The organism is Shewanella sp. SM23, from assembly GCF_025654295.1.
Lineage (GTDB): Bacteria > Pseudomonadota > Gammaproteobacteria > Enterobacterales > Shewanellaceae > Shewanella > Shewanella oncorhynchi.
Genome location: NZ_JAKKRM010000004.1, coordinates 119,149 through 136,714 on the forward strand (window position 1 = coordinate 119,149; position 17,566 = coordinate 136,714).

At 45.1% G+C, this 17,566-nt stretch carries 17 protein-coding genes; 13 read left to right on the forward strand and 4 right to left on the reverse strand.

Annotated features, from left to right (window positions below):
• Positions 1–35 precede the first annotated feature (35 nt).
• Positions 36–983, forward strand: a complete 948-nt coding sequence (locus tag L5L98_RS07005) for a ribose-phosphate pyrophosphokinase (protein ID WP_006080255.1) — start codon at positions 36–38, stop codon at positions 981–983.
• 198 nt (positions 984–1,181) lie between these two features.
• Here the strand turns inward: L5L98_RS07005 and L5L98_RS07010 are convergent, their stop codons facing one another.
• Positions 1,182–3,044, reverse strand: coding sequence for a methyl-accepting chemotaxis protein (locus L5L98_RS07010; RefSeq protein ID WP_263139590.1), 1,863 nt, complete (start codon positions 3,042–3,044; stop codon positions 1,182–1,184).
• A gap of 439 nt (positions 3,045–3,483) precedes the next feature.
• On the opposite strand from L5L98_RS07010, the gene L5L98_RS07015 reads away from it, so the two are divergent.
• Genes L5L98_RS07015 through L5L98_RS07025 form a run of 3 tightly spaced genes read left to right on the forward strand, consistent with a single transcriptional unit; the run spans position 3,484 to position 5,554 of the window.
• Complete coding sequence (locus L5L98_RS07015; RefSeq protein ID WP_219253939.1) at positions 3,484–4,017, forward strand: RNA polymerase sigma factor; 534 nt, start codon at positions 3,484–3,486, stop codon at positions 4,015–4,017.
• Positions 4,017–4,601 (forward strand): anti-sigma factor, encoded by a 585-nt coding sequence (locus L5L98_RS07020; protein ID WP_263139594.1) that lies wholly within the window; start codon positions 4,017–4,019, stop codon positions 4,599–4,601. The genes L5L98_RS07015 and L5L98_RS07020 overlap by 1 nt, the downstream gene beginning before the upstream one ends.
• On the forward strand, positions 4,598–5,554 hold the full coding sequence (locus L5L98_RS07025) for a DUF4097 family beta strand repeat-containing protein (protein WP_263139596.1): 957 nt from the start codon (positions 4,598–4,600) through the stop codon (positions 5,552–5,554). Before L5L98_RS07020 ends, L5L98_RS07025 begins: the two co-directional genes overlap by 4 nt.
• A 74-nt stretch (positions 5,555–5,628) precedes the next feature.
• On the opposite strand, the gene rsuA is transcribed toward L5L98_RS07025, so the two are convergent.
• Complete coding sequence (rsuA, locus tag L5L98_RS07030; protein ID WP_263139598.1) at positions 5,629–6,381, reverse strand: 16S rRNA pseudouridine(516) synthase RsuA; 753 nt, start codon at positions 6,379–6,381, stop codon at positions 5,629–5,631.
• Positions 6,382–6,459: 78 nt separating this feature from the next.
• Here rsuA and L5L98_RS07035 point away from each other — a divergent pair, with 78 nt between their 5' ends.
• The 5 genes from L5L98_RS07035 to L5L98_RS07055 all read left to right on the forward strand — a co-directional run bounded on the left by L5L98_RS07035 (position 6,460) and on the right by L5L98_RS07055 (position 11,463).
• Positions 6,460–7,014, forward strand: a complete 555-nt coding sequence (locus L5L98_RS07035; RefSeq protein WP_198571876.1) for a sugar O-acetyltransferase — start codon at positions 6,460–6,462, stop codon at positions 7,012–7,014.
• A gap of 261 nt (positions 7,015–7,275) precedes the next feature.
• On the forward strand, positions 7,276–9,360 hold the full coding sequence (locus L5L98_RS07040; RefSeq protein ID WP_168824750.1) for a M13 family metallopeptidase: 2,085 nt from the start codon (positions 7,276–7,278) through the stop codon (positions 9,358–9,360).
• Between the two features lie 205 nt (positions 9,361–9,565).
• Complete coding sequence (locus tag L5L98_RS07045; protein ID WP_173242882.1) at positions 9,566–10,351, forward strand: RelA/SpoT domain-containing protein; 786 nt, start codon at positions 9,566–9,568, stop codon at positions 10,349–10,351.
• 173 nt (positions 10,352–10,524) lie between these two features.
• Entirely contained in the window at positions 10,525–10,932 is a 408-nt protein-coding gene (locus tag L5L98_RS07050) for an SMI1/KNR4 family protein (protein WP_113939053.1), read from the forward strand.
• 30 nt (positions 10,933–10,962) lie between these two features.
• Positions 10,963–11,463, forward strand: a complete 501-nt coding sequence (locus L5L98_RS07055) for a DUF4447 family protein (protein WP_173242879.1) — start codon at positions 10,963–10,965, stop codon at positions 11,461–11,463.
• Between the two features lie 145 nt (positions 11,464–11,608).
• Here the strand turns inward: L5L98_RS07055 and L5L98_RS07060 are convergent, their stop codons facing one another.
• Positions 11,609–12,241 carry a glutathione S-transferase family protein gene (locus L5L98_RS07060; RefSeq protein WP_263139601.1) on the reverse strand — a complete coding sequence of 211 codons (633 nt, stop codon included), beginning with the start codon at positions 12,239–12,241 and terminating at the stop codon, positions 11,609–11,611.
• A gap of 211 nt (positions 12,242–12,452) precedes the next feature.
• On the opposite strand from L5L98_RS07060, the gene L5L98_RS07065 reads away from it, so the two are divergent.
• The 4 genes from L5L98_RS07065 to L5L98_RS07080 all read left to right on the forward strand — a co-directional run bounded on the left by L5L98_RS07065 (position 12,453) and on the right by L5L98_RS07080 (position 16,981).
• Positions 12,453–12,992, forward strand: coding sequence for a PH domain-containing protein (locus L5L98_RS07065; RefSeq protein WP_263139602.1), 540 nt, complete (start codon positions 12,453–12,455; stop codon positions 12,990–12,992).
• Positions 12,993–13,143: 151 nt separating this feature from the next.
• Positions 13,144–14,418 (forward strand): Nramp family divalent metal transporter, encoded by a 1,275-nt coding sequence (locus L5L98_RS07070; RefSeq protein WP_173242876.1) that lies wholly within the window; start codon positions 13,144–13,146, stop codon positions 14,416–14,418.
• Positions 14,419–14,558: 140 nt separating this feature from the next.
• Complete coding sequence (locus tag L5L98_RS07075) at positions 14,559–15,023, forward strand: DUF1456 family protein (protein WP_168824742.1); 465 nt, start codon at positions 14,559–14,561, stop codon at positions 15,021–15,023.
• A 269-nt stretch (positions 15,024–15,292) separates the two neighbouring features.
• A complete protein-coding gene (locus L5L98_RS07080; RefSeq protein WP_263139603.1) occupies positions 15,293–16,981 on the forward strand; it encodes an NAD-dependent malic enzyme in 1,689 nt (562 codons plus the stop codon).
• A 131-nt stretch (positions 16,982–17,112) separates the two neighbouring features.
• Here the strand turns inward: L5L98_RS07080 and L5L98_RS07085 are convergent, their stop codons facing one another.
• Positions 17,113–17,547, reverse strand: a complete 435-nt coding sequence (locus L5L98_RS07085) for a DUF3069 domain-containing protein (protein WP_105250165.1) — start codon at positions 17,545–17,547, stop codon at positions 17,113–17,115.
• Positions 17,548–17,566 lie beyond the last annotated feature (19 nt).

Genomic DNA, 17,566 nt, shown 5'->3' on the forward strand with positions numbered 1-17,566 from the left:
ACTAAAATATAAAGCAAACGCCTGAGGTTCATACAGTGCCCGACATCAAGCTCTTTGCTGGGAACGCCACCCCCAGTCTCGCTAAAAAGATAGCCGATCGTCTATTTTGCAAACTCGGAGACGCAGTGGTTGGTCGTTTCAGCGATGGTGAAATCAGTGTCCAAATTAACGAAAATGTACGTGGAGCCGATGTGTTCATCATCCAATCCACTTGTGCGCCGACAAACGACAACCTGATGGAACTCATCGTGATGGTTGACGCGCTGCGCCGTGCATCTGCTGGCCGTATCACAGCGGTTATTCCTTACTTTGGTTATGCTCGTCAAGACCGTCGCGTTCGTAGCGCCCGTGTACCTATTACTGCAAAAGTGGTTGCCGATTTCCTGTCTAGCGTGGGTGTTGACCGCGTTCTGACCTGTGACCTGCACGCTGAGCAAATCCAAGGTTTCTTCGACGTTCCTGTTGATAACGTATTTGGTAGCCCAGTGCTGCTAGAAGATATGTTAGCGAAGAACTTAGATAATCCAGTCGTTGTTTCTCCAGACATCGGTGGTGTTGTTCGCGCTCGCGCAGTAGCAAAACTGTTGGATGATTCTGATTTAGCGATCATTGATAAACGTCGCCCACAAGCGAACGTTGCGCAAGTTATGCACATCATTGGTGATGTTCAAGGTCGTGACTGCATTATCGTTGACGATATGATCGACACAGGCGGCACTCTGTGTAAAGCGGCTGAAGCCTTAAAAGAACATGGTGCGAACCGCGTATTTGCTTACGCAACTCACCCAGTCTTCTCTGGCAAAGCGGCTGAAAATATCGCTAACTCTGTGATTGATGAAGTGATTGTGACTGACACAGTTCCTTTAAGCCCAGAAATGTTGAAAGTGGCTAAAGTGACTCAGTTAACTATGTCTGCGGTACTGGCTGAGGCAATTCGTCGCGTAAGCAACGAAGAGTCTATTTCTGCCATGTTCCGTCACTAATAGTTCGGTCACTCATCATAGTCACTGAACGTTCTGACTAATCTGAGCGGTTCCAATGCACAGCTTACTGTTTTAACGAATCACTAAGCTTGCAGAGCTCATCACTCAGACATAAAAACGCACTCCTCGGAGTGCGTTTTTGTTAGTGTATTTTTTAAGCCAGCTTCTGATCATCAGATGTAAACTGGCTTCTACGCATTAGATTTTAAAATTACTCACCGCACGGAATAAGAATTCAGCCTGCGCTTTCAGCTCATCCGATGCCGACGCATTTGCATCTGCCGCATGGGATGACTCCTCAGCGATATCGCGGATCACCACCACGTTCTTGTTCACTTCAGCCGCCACCATACTTTGCTCTTCAATAGCCGCCGCAATTTGAGTGCTCATGTCCATAATATTACGCACGTCGTTATTGATAAGCTTCAATAAAGCGCCAGCACTTGCCGCTTGTTCAGCGCTTTCAACGCCTTGTTTTTGGCTAGATTCCATCAATTGCACAATCGATCGGGTACGCGTCTGCAGGGTTTGAATGATGTTAGCAATCTCTTGGGTTGACGATTGCGTCCGCATCGCTAAGTTACGTACTTCATCGGCAACCACAGCAAAACCACGGCCCTGCTCACCCGCACGCGCCGCTTCAATCGCGGCGTTCAAGGCTAAAAGATTGGTCTGCTCAGCAATGCCGCGGATCACATCTAACACGCTACCGATAGTCTCGCTGTCACGTTCCAATTCATTAACGACCGCTGCTGAGCTATTCAACTGCTCAGCAAGTGACTGGATTTTATGTATCGTTTGCTCAACCTCTAATTGACCACTTTGGGCATTATCGTGGGTCTGACCCGCTTTTGATGCCGCCAATTCGGTTGTTTTAGCGATTTCCTCAATCGTTGCGCCCATCTCAGTGATTGCTGTTGCGACCATGTCGGTCTCATTAAGTTGTTGGCCCACACCTTCGGAGGCGAGCATGGCATTTTCTGAAACACGTTTATAGGAAGTGTTAATCGTTGCGACCGACTCAATCACTTGCTCAATCAGCTGTTGGAAGCTACTCACCATGCTATTGAAATGCTGTGCAATTTCACCAAGTTCATCTTGGGTGGAGGCATCGCACCTCAATGTCAGATCTTTACTCACCTCGATGCGAGAAATGATCTGCGTGATACGCTCAACAGGCGCGATAATACTGCGGATAATCAAGTAGGTAATGATTGATAGTAGTAACGCAATAAAGATAAACACAGTAATACCGACATTAACGCTACGACTCTCAGCATCATCAATCGCCTTAAGAGCCAAGTTTTTCAAGTCACTCGTACTGCTCTCAGTTTGCTGGTTTGCAGCTAAAACTCGCGCCATAGTGCCATCCTTCTCTGTCAAACCGAGTTGCTGCTCTTTATTAATTAAGCTTTTAAAATCTTTATGATACTGAGTAATAAGCTCTTCAATTTTTCGTTGAGTATCAATATCGATACTCGAGGCATGAAGCTTGTCATTAAACTTACCAATATTAATATCGAAGGTTTCGACATAACTTAGCTCACGACGCAGCATAAAATCCTTTTCGTTACGCCTAAGTTGCAGCATTGCGGCTTCGAGTGCGGGCTGATCAAATTCCTTGAGTAGCGTTTCAACGTTATGCACCGCAGCTCGTAACGTACCGTACAAACCTGTTTTAGGTGTTAAGCCAATCTCTTGTTGTAGCTGCACCACTTCAGAAAAAGCGGCTTGATACTGATTTAAATTACGGTCAAAACTTTCAAGTGAGGCAGTCGACACCCCATATTCTTTAAAGACTTTCTCTAACTCAGGGACAATACTGTCGATTGCCATGTGGCTTTGCTTATGCAGCTCGACATATTTCAAATCCTTGCGAGCGAAAAAGTCCTTTTCATTTTTACGCAAAATTAAGACGTCGCGCTCTAAATCAAGCACACTTTGAGCCGCGTTAGAAAGTTCCGATTTCACCGAATTTGAATAGAGTTGTAATCCAAACATGGCAATTAGTGCCGAAATAGACACTGCAGCACTGAGTAACAACTTTGAGCGGATAAACATAGAAAGTCCCCGAATATGTAATCTATCTTAAAAAGATAGCTGGAAATTAAGCCTTTAACAGCGCAAACATAGCAATACATTAAAAGTTCACATCAAATACTTTGATAGCTTGTCGATTTAAGCTCCCATACTGTGAGTAGCGCATTATTTTTAACTTAGTTCTTCAGGGTGATACCCTACCGTTACTACAAAGTATTTCGTTTTAATTACGTTAAATATACCGTCTCAAAGCAGATGTAAGTGTCATAATATCAATTGATATAAAATGAATTACTTCATTAGCTTAGCAGTACTTTTCCGGGCGGATTCTACTACAAATCACAAAAATGTTACGCTGGATAATTGATCTAAATAAAATATATTTTTTAAGGTTCCAAACCTTTTGTAGCGCCCACTGCGTCAAAACTACAACACTCAATCATTATGGCAGGAAATTACAGTGACAGCAGGGATCCTCCCACTCAATGGCTCAATGTCTGACTTTGAACTGGTCACCTTAGCGAGCCAAGGAGACAGAACTGCCTTCAAGTTGCTTTATCAAAGCCATTACAAACGTATTTACGCCCTATCACTGCGCCTTTGCGGCCATAGCGCTATGGCTGAAGAAATTACCCAAGAGTGTTTTATTTTAGTGTGGCAGAAGTTGCCACAATTTCGAGGTGAGAGTCAGTTTTCCACTTGGTTACACAGTATTTGTGTCAATCAGGCATTGAGCAGCATTCGTAAACAAAAGTCCTTTTGGTCACGATTTATTCCGCTGGAACATGAAACTGAACCCTTAAGCTCTGATAGCAGCTATAGCGGATTAGATAAGTTAATTTTCAAACTGCCAGAACGCGCTCGCATGGTTTTCGTACTCTGTGCAATCGAAGGTTATCAACATGATGAAATCGCTGACTTACTTGGCATTGCCGTCGGCACCAGTAAGACCCAATACCATAGAGCTAAGCAACTACTACAGGAGATGCTGTAATGACGTTAACGCCGCGTTCCCGTGAACAACAGCTTGAGCAATTGATTAATAGCGCGCCCAAAGAGATGTCGCCTACACATGATCTGTGGCAAGGCATTGAAAAACGCATGGATAAAACGCTGATACCCCAAACGTACAAATCCCAGAAGAGTCACGCTTGGGCGATAGCGGCTTCGTTTATTATTCTAGCGGCATTGGGATATACCCAATTGCCCTATTTCAACTCATTCATAATGCAGCAGACAGAGCTTGCCCAGAACCAAGCTATGCCAGAGCAACCAGAGGATGTGGCCTTACATTTATTACTCACCCAAATTGCAACATCACACCAAGCGCAAGTGGACAACCTAGAACAGGCGCCAAATGCGCTAATGTGGCAAACGAGCAGCTTCAGCGCACCCGTTGAGCAAGGTTTAACTGAGCTAAGGCTCGCGGCAACACAGATTTACCAAGCTTTACAAGCGAATCCAACCGATAAACAACTTTGGCAACTGTGGCTTTGGGTGCAGCAGCGTGAGCTCGACCTATTACAACAGGGCCAAAAATTACCCATTAGAAACTCGACACAAGGAAACACCCTATGAGTAACCTCAATCTCACTAAAGCTAGCCTATTGGTTTCGACACTCTGTTTAGGCTTAATGGGCAATGTGTTAGCAGCACAAAGCGTTGATAAACAGTTAAGTGTCAGCAGCGACACTCAACTGCAGATCAAAGTCCAACGCGGTGATGTGACCATTCAAACATGGGATAAGAGTGAAGTGAGTGTCACTGGCACATTAGATGAATTGAGCGAAGGCTTTGTGTTTGAGCAACAGGGAAATAGTCTCAATATCGAAGACAAGATGCCTCGCCACTATAATGGCAATAATGACAAAGGATCACAGCTCACCATTAAAGTCCCAAAAACGGTTAAACTCAGTGCAGATACCATATCTGCCAATCTGCAAGTTGCCGAAACTCAAGGTGAACTAGATTTGAATACGGTAAGCGGCAATATCAACGCCAACAACTTAAGTGGTAAACCTGAGTTACATACAGTCTCTGGTGATATCACGACCAAAGCTCTTGATGGAAAAATCAAATTAGAAACCGTATCCGGCACGATTCAGGACACTGACAGTAAAGGAGAAATGAATTATCGCCTCGTTAGCGGTGACTTAAAAAGCCACACTCAAGCAGAAAAAGTCACGATTGAACAAGTCTCAGGTGAAGTGAATGCTAACTTTAGTGTCACCAAGGAAATCGAGCTCAGAACCGTCAGCGGAGATTCACAAGTGTCACTCGCTAAAAACTTCAACAAAGCGAATTTAGAAAGTGTGAGTGGCGATATTACCGTGATCTTTAATGATGTTCCCGATGCAAGCTTCAACTTAGATGGTGGTCCTGGTGGAAAAATCAACAACGGTTTAACCCAAGATGTACCGCAAAAACAAAAATATGTACCAAGCACAGAGTTATCATTCCAAACAGGCTCTGGTGCAGCCAACGTGAAGATGAATACCATCAGCGGTAATCTGATTTTAAAGAAACAGTAATAATAAAAGCTATTTAGCACAAATAAAAATGCCGCCAAAGTAAAACTCGGGCGGCATTTTTTATATCAAACTCGTTAGACTGAAGCTATCTCTTCAGCCGTCAAATATCGCCATTCACCCAGCGCTAAGGTGGGGTCTAATTCAATTTGCCCTACACTTTCACGATGCAACCCTTGCACATGATTGCCCACAGCGGCAAACATACGCTTCACTTGATGATACTTACCTTCGGTGATGGTTAATCGCACTAATTGTGGATCAATAATCTCCAGTAACGCCGGCTTAGTTAGACCATCTTCACCGCGCAATTCAACGCCAGCGGCAAATACCGCAATCAAACGATCATCCACAGGCTCAGCGAGTTTCACTAAATAGCGTTTGCCGCATTCTTTCTTCGGTGAGGTGATCTTATGCGACCATTGACCATCACTGGTAATCAACACGAGCCCTGTAGTATCGGCATCTAAACGACCAGCAATGTGTAAAGTTTCTGGCTTAGGCACATCCACTAAACTCAATACCGAAGGGTAGGTTTCATCTATCGTCGAGCAAATAGTGTCTACCGGTTTGTTAAGCATTAAATAATGCTCGCCCACTAAGACAATCGGCTCGCCTTCAAGGCAAACACACATACCTTCAGTCACTTTAAAACCCGAGTCTTTAACGACTAAGCCATCACAAGTAATATCACCGCGATGCAGGGCTTTTTTCGCTAATGAGCGAGTCAGTGAGGTACTCTCACAGATAAATTTGTCTAAACGCACGTTAATACTCAACTTCAATAAAGAAAACTGCCGTATTATGAAGCCGACCAGTTCAAAGGGCAAAGAATTGCTGCTCAACGCGACCTGTGTTTCTATATTAGCCCTTACGCATTGACAGTAATCACCATAGGGAAAGATGCTATGACTGAATTCCAAAAGATGATCACAGGCCAAGAATATGATTGTCTTGACAGCGAACTCTTAAGTTTAAGAACACAACAGCAGCGACTGAATCGACAATTAAATCAAACGATTGCTCAAAATAGCACTGAGTACACCCAACTCTGCCAACAACTTCTGCCCCTTAAATCGCCAGTCGCAACTATCTCCACGCCGATTTTTATCAGTTATGGCATCAATCTCACTCTTGCTGACAGAGTGTTCATCAATGTCAATGTCACCTTGCAGGATAATGCCCCCATTTTTATTGATGAACAGACTATGGTCGGCCCCAATGTACAGTTTTATACCTCAAGTCACCCACTTGATGCCGAGCTACGTTGCTCAGGTTTGGAAACCGCTAAAGCGATTCACATCGGTAAACGGGTATGGATTGGCGGCGGCGCAATCATAATGCCAGGAATCAATATTGGTGATGATGCCGTCATCGGTGCTGGCGCCGTAGTAACTAAAAATGTCGCAGCCAAAACAGTGGTTGCAGGTAACCCTGCAAAACTAATTAGGCAACTGAATTAACCCTATTTTAAAATGAGAAAGCGAAGTGCTCGCTTACCTGAAAAGGCCTGCATACGGTAACTTTGCAGCTACTGACTTAAATATGCTCACTGGTAACCTTTAGTTACATATCACTCAAGATAAATCCACGATAAACACTGTAATGACCTTGTTTCGATTCCTAGTAAGGCATTAACATAGTTCATTGCGCCTGAAGCAATCCCATTTTGCCAAAATAACAGCCCCAATAATGGGCACAATAATAAACTCGAAGGAAACAACATGAGAAAAGTACTCATTGGGGGACTGTGTGCCTCACTTATCGCAGGCCTGACTGCCTGTAATGACAAAGCTGCCGAAGTTAAAGCACCTGAAACTGCTAAAACAGCCACCGCAGCGGCAGTGACTCAAGCACTAGGTTCTGGAATTGAATTTGCTAATTTTGATAAAGCGATTCGTCCACAAGACGATTTCTATAAATACGTTAACGGCACTTGGCTAAAAAACACTGAGATCCCATCCGATCGCACTAGCATTGGCGCTTTCTACGATTTACGTGAAAAATCACGTGACGACGTAAAAGCCATTATCGAAGAAGTGGCTGCAACGCCCAATCTCGCCGCTGGTACAGACGAGCAAAAAGTGGCCGATTTATATCGTTCATTTATGGATACAGAGACACTCAATAAGCTGGGAGTCACACCAATCCAAGGCGAATTTGATGCTATTAATGCCTTAAAAGATAAGAATGAATTAGTGAAGTACTTCGCCCACAGCCAAATCGCTGGCGCGGGTACCCCAATAGCATTTTATATCGATATCGATGCGAAAAACTCTAGCCGTTACGCAACGCATCTCTATCAATATGGCCTAAGCCTGCCAGAGAAAGACTACTACTTTAACGAATCAGAACGCTTCGTTAATATCCGTAAGGCATATGTCGCCCATATCGAAAAAATGTTTACCCTTGCGGGTCTTGCTAACCCTAAAGCCAGTGCTGAAGCTATTTTAGCCTTAGAAACGGCCATTGCTGCCAAGCACTGGGATGTGGTTGAAAACCGCGACAGCACTAAGACCTACAATCTATATCAAGTCAAAGATCTGCCAACACTGGCACCGGATATCGATTGGGCAGGCTACTTAGCCGCTCTTGGCGCTGACAAGCAAACCGATATCATAGTTAACCAACCTAGCTATATCCAAGGATTAAACGAAGTTTTAAAAACGACTGAGTTAGCCACTTGGAAAACCTATATGCAATGGCAAGTGCTGACGCACGCGGCGAGCAATCTAAGTGAAGCGTTAGACAATGAAAACTTCGCTTTCTTCTCTAAAACCTTAAATGGTCAAGAAGAACAAGAACCTCGTTGGAAGCGTGGCGTTGCAGCCGTCAATGGCGTTCTTGGTGAAGTTGTGGGTAAAGTGTATGTCAAACGTCACTTCACTCCAGAAGCCAAAGACCGTATGCAAGCACTGGTTGAAAACCTGCGTGGTGCTTACGGCGACAGCATCAAAGAATTAACTTGGATGAGCGACAGCACTAAAGTGGCTGCGGCGGATAAATTAGCAAAATTCAACCCGAAAATCGGTTACCCGAACAAATGGGAAGATTACAGTAAGCTGACCATCAAGGCAGACGACTTAGTCGGTAACGCTATGCGTGCCAGCGAAGTTGAACATGCTAAATCACTAGCCAAACTGGGCGCGCCAATCGATAAAGACGAATGGCACATGACGCCACAAACGGTTAACGCTTACTACAACCCAACCATGAATGAAATCGTGTTCCCTGCTGCCATTCTGCAACCACCCTTCTTCAATTTGGCGGCTGACGATGCAGTCAACTACGGTGGTATTGGTGCGGTGATCGGCCATGAAATGGGCCACGGTTTTGACGACCAAGGCGCTAAATTCGATGGCGAAGGCAACATGCGTGATTGGTGGACAGAGCAAGACTTGAAAGAGTTCTCTGCTCGCGGCAAAGCGCTAATCGCACAGTACGATGGTTACGCAGTGTTTGATGATCTGCATGTCAACGGCAGCTTAACCTTAGGCGAGAACATTGGTGACTTGTCAGGTGTGACTATCGCTTATCGTGCTTATAAGAAATCGCTTAACGGTAAAGATGCACCCGTTATCGATGGCTTAACGGGCGATCAACGTTTCTTCATAGGCTTCACGCAAATTTGGCGCGCAAAAGCTAAAGAAGAAGCCATGCGTAACCGCGTAGCGACCGATCCACACTCACCTGCGGAATTCCGCGCTCTGGGTGCCCTATCTAACATGCCTGAGTTCTACACTACATATGATGTAAAACCTGGCGATGCCATGTATATCGCACCAGAGAAACGCGTAAAAATTTGGTAAGCCAAATTTAAATCACTGTTCAGCGGCATAAGCTGGCCAACAATGGCGCTCACTGTTAAAGGTGGCGCCATTTTTATTTCCTTAAACCACTGAGCCCCATGCGCAAGATGAACAAGTCTTCATGGTTGGTTCAGCTTTAATTAAGCAATAGAAGCCTATGGTGGGTGCGTGACCTGAATAACTCACCCATAAGGAAGTAGGCCGCATGACTAAGTTATTTCGTACTTTTTTTATTTTTCTACTCTTATTATCGAGCCGCGCTGGTGTAACAAATCCTCTCGACATCAGTGACAGTAAAGCAGAACGTGGTAATTACAGTGCAAGACAGGCATCAAGCCATGACCTACATGGTCTATATGCACTCAGCAGTCAGACCTTCGATGCGCCTCATCAACCCTCGAATGACTTATCCGTGCTCCATCACCAAGCCTATGATGCACAAGCTGAACTCGCCCAATTACTCACCAATATTGCCCATTATTCACAGGCACAAGTGATTGTTCCGCCAGTAAAGAGTTACCAAAGAGCTGCCGATAAAGTGGCGACAAAATTTAACGGTGATGCCAGCCAAATTACCGACCTTGCAAGGGCAAGTATTGTGACCGACAGCATTCAAGATCTGATGCATGCCTACCAAACTTTGAATGAGCACACCCAAGTTGTGAAACAAAAAAACCGCTTTGCTGAACCTAAAGCCTCTGGCTATCGCGATCTCAATCTACTGGTACGCTTACCCCAATCAGGCATGATTGCTGAAGTGCAGTTACACCTACAGGATATCGCTGATATCAAAAATGGTCCTGAACACAAGGTATATGAAAAAGTACAAAGGATTGAGGCCAATGCTCGTAAACAACAACGTTCACTAAGTGAGTTTGAACTCGCGCAGATTGCCCAATTACGTCAAGAATCACATAAGTTGTACCACAAGGCATGGCTTAACTATAAACGGGTTGATGAAGCCAGTTTATTAAGAGCCTCGGTCGCTTAACTAAAAAGCTTCCACTCTTGCGCTGGCTATCTGTAAAGGTGCCAGCGCCTTTTTTTATATTTTACAGTGCCTGAAAAAACATATTAAAAATAAGCTGAAAAATGCACTCTCTCGCATCGAACGTCTTTTTAAGTATATAATCCCGCGCCATAGCCCTATCAGCAGGAAATGCCATGCACGACATTATTGAGCAACTCCAAGAACGCAGCGAAACTGTTCCTGTACCACTCGAATTACCCACATTTGAGCAGCTCGTCGAAGTCGAAGAGCAAATCCTGATTTCATTGCCAAGGGAGCTAAAAGAATACCTGTTGTATGCCAGTGATGTGATTTACGGCACGATAGAGCCAGTAACAGCATCGGATCCCTACTCGCACACCTACCTGCCCGAAGTGACTTGCTATGCGTGGTCCATCGGTATGCCAAGGGACATGATTGCCATATGTCAGCAAGGTGATGCTTTTTACTGTATCGACCAAGATGGTCAAGTACATTTCTGGAAAAACGGCGACTTTACCGATATCTATTGGGAGTCGTTTTGGGAATGGGTTGAAGAAATCTGGTTAAAGATCAAATACTAATTTTACTTTTATTGCATTGAGAACACGATTATGTCTAAGAACATTGGCTTGAATGCCATCGAAATGAGCTACTTACGCCAGTCACTCAGCTTAAGCACGGCTCAAGTTGGTGCTCTGACTAACCATAGCGAAGCCGATGTACTCGCCTGGGAAAGCGGTGAACAACTGGCACCTGAGCTGGCACAAAAGAAACTGCTTGATATTGATGACATCATTGAGATGCAAGTGCTCAACACCTGCGATGGTATCGAAGAACTATTTAAGAAAGAACCTAAGCGTCACTTAGCCTTCGTGGTCTACCCCACTCAAGCGGTTTACACACAATACAACCCCGAATTCTTAAGTTCACTGCCTTTTACTGAGCTGTACAACACGGCCGCTTGGCGCATCAAGAAAGAGTGCAAACTGGTCCTAGAAGTCGACGTCAGCCTAGTGGCCCTCGACGTGGAGGCCTACAAAGCCTTCCGTGAACCGACCAAAATGAGTGAAAGCCGCGAAAGTCGCGCAAAGTGGGCAGCGACGCAGTTATAAGCGTGTAAATCCAGAAGCTTAGTACTCGCATTAATAAAAAGGGCAGATATCACTATCTGCCCTTTTTATACTCATAATGATTTTCAGGTAATGGTGGGAATGCACCTGAATCATTCAAGGCTAAATAATCAGCTACTCTGCCAGATTAACCCTTAGCAGCCACCACAGCATCCATCTTCTGCAAAGCCGATTGACGCGACGGCAGCGCAGACAACCTATCGCGATAAGCGGCGAGTTTAGGTGGAATGGCTTGTTCAAACAATGTGCCCCACGTTAAGGTATGGGCCAGTAAAATATCCGCCACCGAAACGTCATCACCGAGCAAAAAATCACTTTCAGGCAACATGGCTTCGGCCAATGCAGCCGCCTTATCAAACTCCCATACCGCACAAGGCATGATCTGCGGATGACGCTGCTCCTCCGGTAAAGCAAACTTATGCTTACCCAAAGTCCAAAGCGGCTGCTCAAGCTCAGTAATGATGAAGCTCACCCATTGATGGTGCAAACCCGATGCGTTACTCCCCGCGGGTGGCAACAACTTACCCTCGCCATACTTTTCTGCTAGATAAAGGCAAATCGCCGCAGATTCGGATAACACTAACTCTTCATCAGTTAACACCGGCACTTTACCGCAGGGATTTATCGCTAAAAATGCCGCGCTGCGATGCGCACCTTTAGTCATATCCACAAAGGAAAAATCCCAATCAACACCCAACTCTTCCAACACCCAAGCAACTCTTAATGCGCGACTGCGCGGTGTGCCATATAAAGTGATCATTGCAACGTCCTTTTAGTGATTGTAGGTAAGCGAAGTCCCGAAGATACACTAGACTGCACCAAATAAAACTCAAACAATCGCTATAAAATTACATCCTAATATATTAAAACAATGTATTTCACCTAAGCGATGCTCCAAGATAGAAAATGCCCAGCAAAGCAACCAACTCAAGAGCGAGTGGTATTTGAATATCAGAATTTAAGGAAGAAAGATGGAAGACAAGATTATTTATCAAGCAGAGTTTGAACCCCATTTAGGTCTGTATTGGTTGCTTTCAGGGGCCGCCTATTTCAGTCTAAGCATAATAGGTATTCCATTGTTATTACTTTGGTTTCCAATAGGGCTATGGGGGACTCGCCGCTATATTAACAATATGAGTGCCGAGCTCACCAGCAATAAACTTATTGTCAGGAGGGGCATATTAACTCGTACTGAAAACACTGTGCCTTTGGACAAAATTACCGATATGGCATTGATCCAAGGCCCAATTATGCGCCTATTTGGTCTGCATAAACTCACGGTAGAAACCGCAGGGCAATCGGGCGCAGGCGCATTGATAAGCTTAGTCGGCATAGTCGATGCGCCTCGATTTAGAGCCCGCGTATTAGAACAAAAAGAACGGCTTACCCAGCCCTTGCACCCAATAAGCCCATCGGCACAGCCAGATAATACGCTGTTACAAATCGTAGTCGAAATGGCTGCAAGCTTAAAACGCATTGAAACTTTACTCAGTCAAAAATTAAACAGATAAATTGAATAAAACGACTTTTAGTTCAATCACTTTACCTTTAATGTTGAGCCACTCACTTAGCGTTAGCGCGGCTTTAACATGAGCGCAGCCTTAACATGAGGGAGTGTTCGATTCCCCAGATTAATTTTCAACAGGCATTTTTAATAACGACATGACAGAATCTTCAGTAACTTCTCCTTCATCCTCTTGGATGACACACCTAACTCTCGGCATTAAAGCCATGGGCCCAGGTGTTCTTATGGCCGCCGCGGCGATTGGCGCATCCCATTTAGTCGCCTCGACTCGGGCGGGCGCCGAATTTGGTTGGCAACTAGCTTGGGTTATTCTTGGGGTGAATTTACTTAAGTATCCCTTCTTTGCAGCTGGCGCACGCTACACAGCTGCCACAGGGGAGAGTCTACTGCACGGCTACCAAAAACAGGGCCGAGGTTACTTACTGCTGTTTACTGGGCTCAATGTGATCGCCGCCATTGCCAGTACTGCAGGGGTATGCATGTTAACCGCCGCTATGTTGACCCAATTTATTCCGCTGCCCATCGATTGGTTAGCCCTGCTGGTATTGCTAAGTTCATTGGCTTTACTGATTTTAGGCCATTATCAACTCCTTGATAGACTCACTAAGATCATCATGTTCGCCCTAACCTTAACCACCTTAATTGCCGTGGCCTTAGCTTGGGATCACGCTCAACCATTAGCGAGCAATTTTGCCTCTCCTTCACCTTGGCAATGGGCCCATGTGGGATTTCTGGTCGCCATGATGGGTTGGATGCCAGCCCCGATTGAAGTCAGCGCTTGGAATTCTCTCTGGTTGCTCGAAAAACAAAAAAGCCAGACAGTGACGAAAGCGCAGGCGCTGCTCGACTTTAACTTAGGCTATATCATCACTGCGATCCTCGCGATCGTGTTTTTGTCCTTGGGCGCTTTAGTGATGCATGGCAGTGGCGAACACTTTTCAGATTCCGGCGCGCAGTTTGCTAATCAATTGATTAATCTTTACAGCCAAGTGATGGGCGGCGAGAGTCGTTATCTTATTGGTATTGTGGCATTTCTGTGTATTTTCAGCACAACAGTTACAGTGATTGATGGCTATAGCCGTACCTTAGATATGGGCTGGCAGTTACTCACCTCAAAGACCAGTTCAGACAAACGCCTCACAGGGATCATGCTCGCCATCAGTGCCTTTGGCTTATTACTGATCCTCTTCTTTAAAGGTGCACTCTTACCGTTACTCGAGTTTGTGATGATCTTGGCCTTCATGACCACAGTCATTTTTGCTTGGTTAAATTACCGCTTAATGACCAGCAAACAGCTCCCCGAGACAGACAGATATGGCGCTAAGATGAAACTCCTCTCTTGGTTTGGCCTGATTTATCTACTGATTTTCGCAGCACTGTTTATCTATTGGTACAACATCATTAAAGGTTAATTGCCAGAATGTTTATGCCGGAGCAATAAATGGCCTTAACTAACTGCCATTAAATTCCCGCTGAATTCTGCAATTAAGGTGGTTTGGGTATATAATGCGGGCTCTTAAACCAGATAGCGCAGCCGCGCCAAGAGATGACCATGATTAATAATGATATTTTGCGCCGTTTGCGCTTCGTGTTTGATTTTAGCAATGCAAAAATGATTAAAATTTTTGCTAAAGCTGGAAGAGAAGTGCCTGTCGAAGAGATGATTGATCTTCTACGTAAAGAAGAGGAAGAAGGTTATAAAGCTTGTAACGACACGACCTTATGTCAGTTTTTAGATGGTCTTATCATAGAGAAGCGCGGTCTACGTGAAGGTGCAGAAATTCCAGCGCCCGTTTCACGTTTAAACAACAACCTCATCTTTAAAAAGCTGAGAGTTGCCCTCGAAATGCGTGAAGAAGACATAGTAGCAGCTTTGGCTTTAGCCGAAGTGCAAATGTCAAAATCAGAGCTAAGCGCCCTGTTCCGCAATCCAGACCACAAGAATTTTAAAGAGTGTGGCGATCAAATACTGCGTAACTTTATCCGCGGCTTATCACTTAAGTATCGCGGCGTATAACGCTAAACTTATGACATAAAACGCAGCTTAGGCTGCGTTTTTTTATATCCGTTTTTATCTACACCTGAGCTTGTTTGGATATAAACAAGACCTTAACAATTCCATCTCAACAACCTCAGAAATCCTGTTTAAAACAGCTGACTTTTTTACTGCTGCAAAAAAAACCACAAATACCTCGTTCCACGGACAACAAAGATCACATTTCATGATAACCTTACGTGACTTACAGCACGTATTGACCACTTAAACAATAACTCAAAAGGTTACCCATGGACGATAATAAACGCCCCCTCTATCTTCCGTTTGCAGGACCTGCCATTCTTGAAGCCCCACTGATTAACAAGGGCAGTGCATTTTCTGAAGAAGAGCGTATTTTCTTTAACCTCGAAGGCTTAGTCCCCTATGCCATTGAAACAATTGAGGAGCAGGCTTCTCGCGCCTACGATCAATTTAGAAGTTTCAATAACGACTTAGACAAGCATATTTACCTACGTAATATCCAAGACACAAACGAGACCTTATTTTATCGTTTAGTGCAAAATAACATCAGCGAGATGATGCCCATCATCTATACGCCGACGGTAGGTTTAGCTTGTGAACGTTTCTCGAAAAACTATCGCCGCAACCGTGGTTTGTTTATCTCCTATCCGAACAAAGATAGGATCGATGACATCCTCAATAACTCGACTCGTCAAAAAGTTAAAATCATCGTAGTCACTGATGGTGAACGTATTTTAGGCCTTGGCGATCAAGGTATTGGCGGCATGGGGATCCCTATCGGTAAGCTGTCACTCTACACTAGCTGTGGCGGTATCAGTCCGGCTTATACCCTGCCTATTACCTTAGATGTAGGCACAGATAATCCGCAGTTATTAGAAGATCCTATGTATATGGGTTGGCGCCATCCACGCATCGGTGGCGAAGAATATGCCGAGTTTATCGAAGCCTTTATGCAAGCCGTCCACGTGCGTTGGCCGGATACTTTGATCCAGTTCGAAGACTTTGCCCAAAAGAATGCCATGCCGATCCTAGAGCGTTATAAGGATCGCTATTGCTGCTTTAACGATGATATTCAAGGTACTGCTGCGGTTGCCGTTGGTTGCTTGCTCGCCGCGTGTAAGGCTGCGGGCACTGAATTGAATCAACAACGTATCGCCTTCCTTGGTGCTGGTAGTGCCGGTTGCGGTATTGCCGAAGCTATCGTGGCACAAATGGTGTCTGAAGGGATCAGCGACGAGCAAGCTCGCACTCAAGTGTGTATGGTTGACCGTTGGGGCTTATTGCTCGACAACATGCCTAACCTGTTGCCATTCCAGCAAAAATTGGCGCAGAAATGCACCAACATCCAAAATTGGAGCAATTTCAGCGACAATATTTCACTGCTCGATGTGGTTAACAACGCCAAGCCGACAGTGCTGATTGGGGTATCTGGCGTTCCAGGACTCTTCACCGAAGAAATCATCCGTGCTATGCACAGCCATTGTGCTCGGCCGATTATTTTCCCTATGTCGAACCCGACCAGTCGCGTAGAAGCGACACCGAAGGACATTTTGCATTGGACCTCAGGTCAAGCACTCGTCGCTACGGGCAGCCCGTTCGAGCCAGTGGTTGTCGATGGTGAAACCTATGAAATTGCCCAGTGCAACAACAGCTTTATCTTCCCAGGTATTGGCTTAGGCGTATTAGCGTCTGGCGCACGTCATGTATCCGATGCCATGCTGATGGCTTCAAGTCGCGCACTTGCCGAATGTTCGCCACTGGCAATCGATGGTACAGGTCCACTACTGCCTAAACTCGAAGATATCCATACGGTGAGTAAGCATATTGCTTTCGCCGTAGGTAAAGTCGCAGTTGAACAAGGGTTAACGCTGCCAATGAGCGATGAGATCTTACAGCAGTCGATTGAAGGCAATTTCTGGAGTCCAGAATATCGCCGCTACAAACGCACTTCGTTCTAAGCATAGCGTTGCCGCGACCCAAGTCGCAGTAAAGCAGCTTAGTTGAGCGTTTGTGCTAGCCAGCAAAAAGCCCGTTACTTTGCAGTAACGGGCTTTTTAATTTTCTGACTCTGTGCTGATTTCAATAAAAACTAAGGCGCCATCACCTGTTTAAAGCTATTGAGCAAAGCACGATCGGTACGCGCTTTCTTCAACTTACGTAGGCTTTCTTTGAGCGATTCATCGGCTAAGCGCGTAAAAATGCCATTATATTCTTGCTCTTGGATTGCACTATCGGTATCGGCTTGCTCAGAAATTTCTTGGGCGACACGACTCAATTGCAACCAAGCATTCGCGATATAGAAACCGTGGAATGCGGCTTGTTCCATTAGATTACGTGCGCTGGCAGGTAAAGATGCCCAAGCTTGGCTAAATTTACCTTCCCTGTCTTCCAACAGTTCGGCACACAAACCTTGGTACGCTGCTAATAAGTCACCCGGTAATTTCGCCATTGGTAACACTTTATTCGCAACATTGTAAGAAATCTGCTCGGCAGTTTCGCGGTAAACAGCTGATAATTCGCTCATAAAAATCTCGATTCGCATC

Excerpts from the sequence above, each read along its gene's own strand:
- L5L98_RS07010 (WP_263139590.1), bottom strand. The coding sequence starts at position 3,044 with ATGTTTATCCGCTCAAAGTTGTTACTCAGTGCTGCAGTGTCTATTTCG.
- L5L98_RS07060 (WP_263139601.1), bottom strand. The coding sequence starts at position 12,241 with ATGATCACTTTATATGGCACACCGCGCAGTCGCGCATTAAGAGTTGCT.
- L5L98_RS07050 (WP_113939053.1), top strand. The coding sequence starts at position 10,525 with ATGCACGACATTATTGAGCAACTCCAAGAACGCAGCGAAACTGTTCCT.
- L5L98_RS07070 (WP_173242876.1), top strand. The coding sequence starts at position 13,144 with ATGACAGAATCTTCAGTAACTTCTCCTTCATCCTCTTGGATGACACAC.
- L5L98_RS07020 (WP_263139594.1), top strand. The coding sequence starts at position 4,017 with ATGACGTTAACGCCGCGTTCCCGTGAACAACAGCTTGAGCAATTGATT.
- L5L98_RS07080 (WP_263139603.1), top strand. The coding sequence starts at position 15,293 with ATGGACGATAATAAACGCCCCCTCTATCTTCCGTTTGCAGGACCTGCC.
- L5L98_RS07035 (WP_198571876.1), top strand. The coding sequence starts at position 6,460 with ATGACTGAATTCCAAAAGATGATCACAGGCCAAGAATATGATTGTCTT.
- L5L98_RS07025 (WP_263139596.1), top strand. The coding sequence starts at position 4,598 with ATGAGTAACCTCAATCTCACTAAAGCTAGCCTATTGGTTTCGACACTC.
- L5L98_RS07040 (WP_168824750.1), top strand. The coding sequence starts at position 7,276 with ATGAGAAAAGTACTCATTGGGGGACTGTGTGCCTCACTTATCGCAGGC.
- L5L98_RS07085 (WP_105250165.1), bottom strand. The coding sequence starts at position 17,547 with ATGAGCGAATTATCAGCTGTTTACCGCGAAACTGCCGAGCAGATTTCT.
- L5L98_RS07075 (WP_168824742.1), top strand. The coding sequence starts at position 14,559 with ATGATTAATAATGATATTTTGCGCCGTTTGCGCTTCGTGTTTGATTTT.
- L5L98_RS07055 (WP_173242879.1), top strand. The coding sequence starts at position 10,963 with ATGTCTAAGAACATTGGCTTGAATGCCATCGAAATGAGCTACTTACGC.
- L5L98_RS07065 (WP_263139602.1), top strand. The coding sequence starts at position 12,453 with ATGGAAGACAAGATTATTTATCAAGCAGAGTTTGAACCCCATTTAGGT.
- L5L98_RS07045 (WP_173242882.1), top strand. The coding sequence starts at position 9,566 with ATGACTAAGTTATTTCGTACTTTTTTTATTTTTCTACTCTTATTATCG.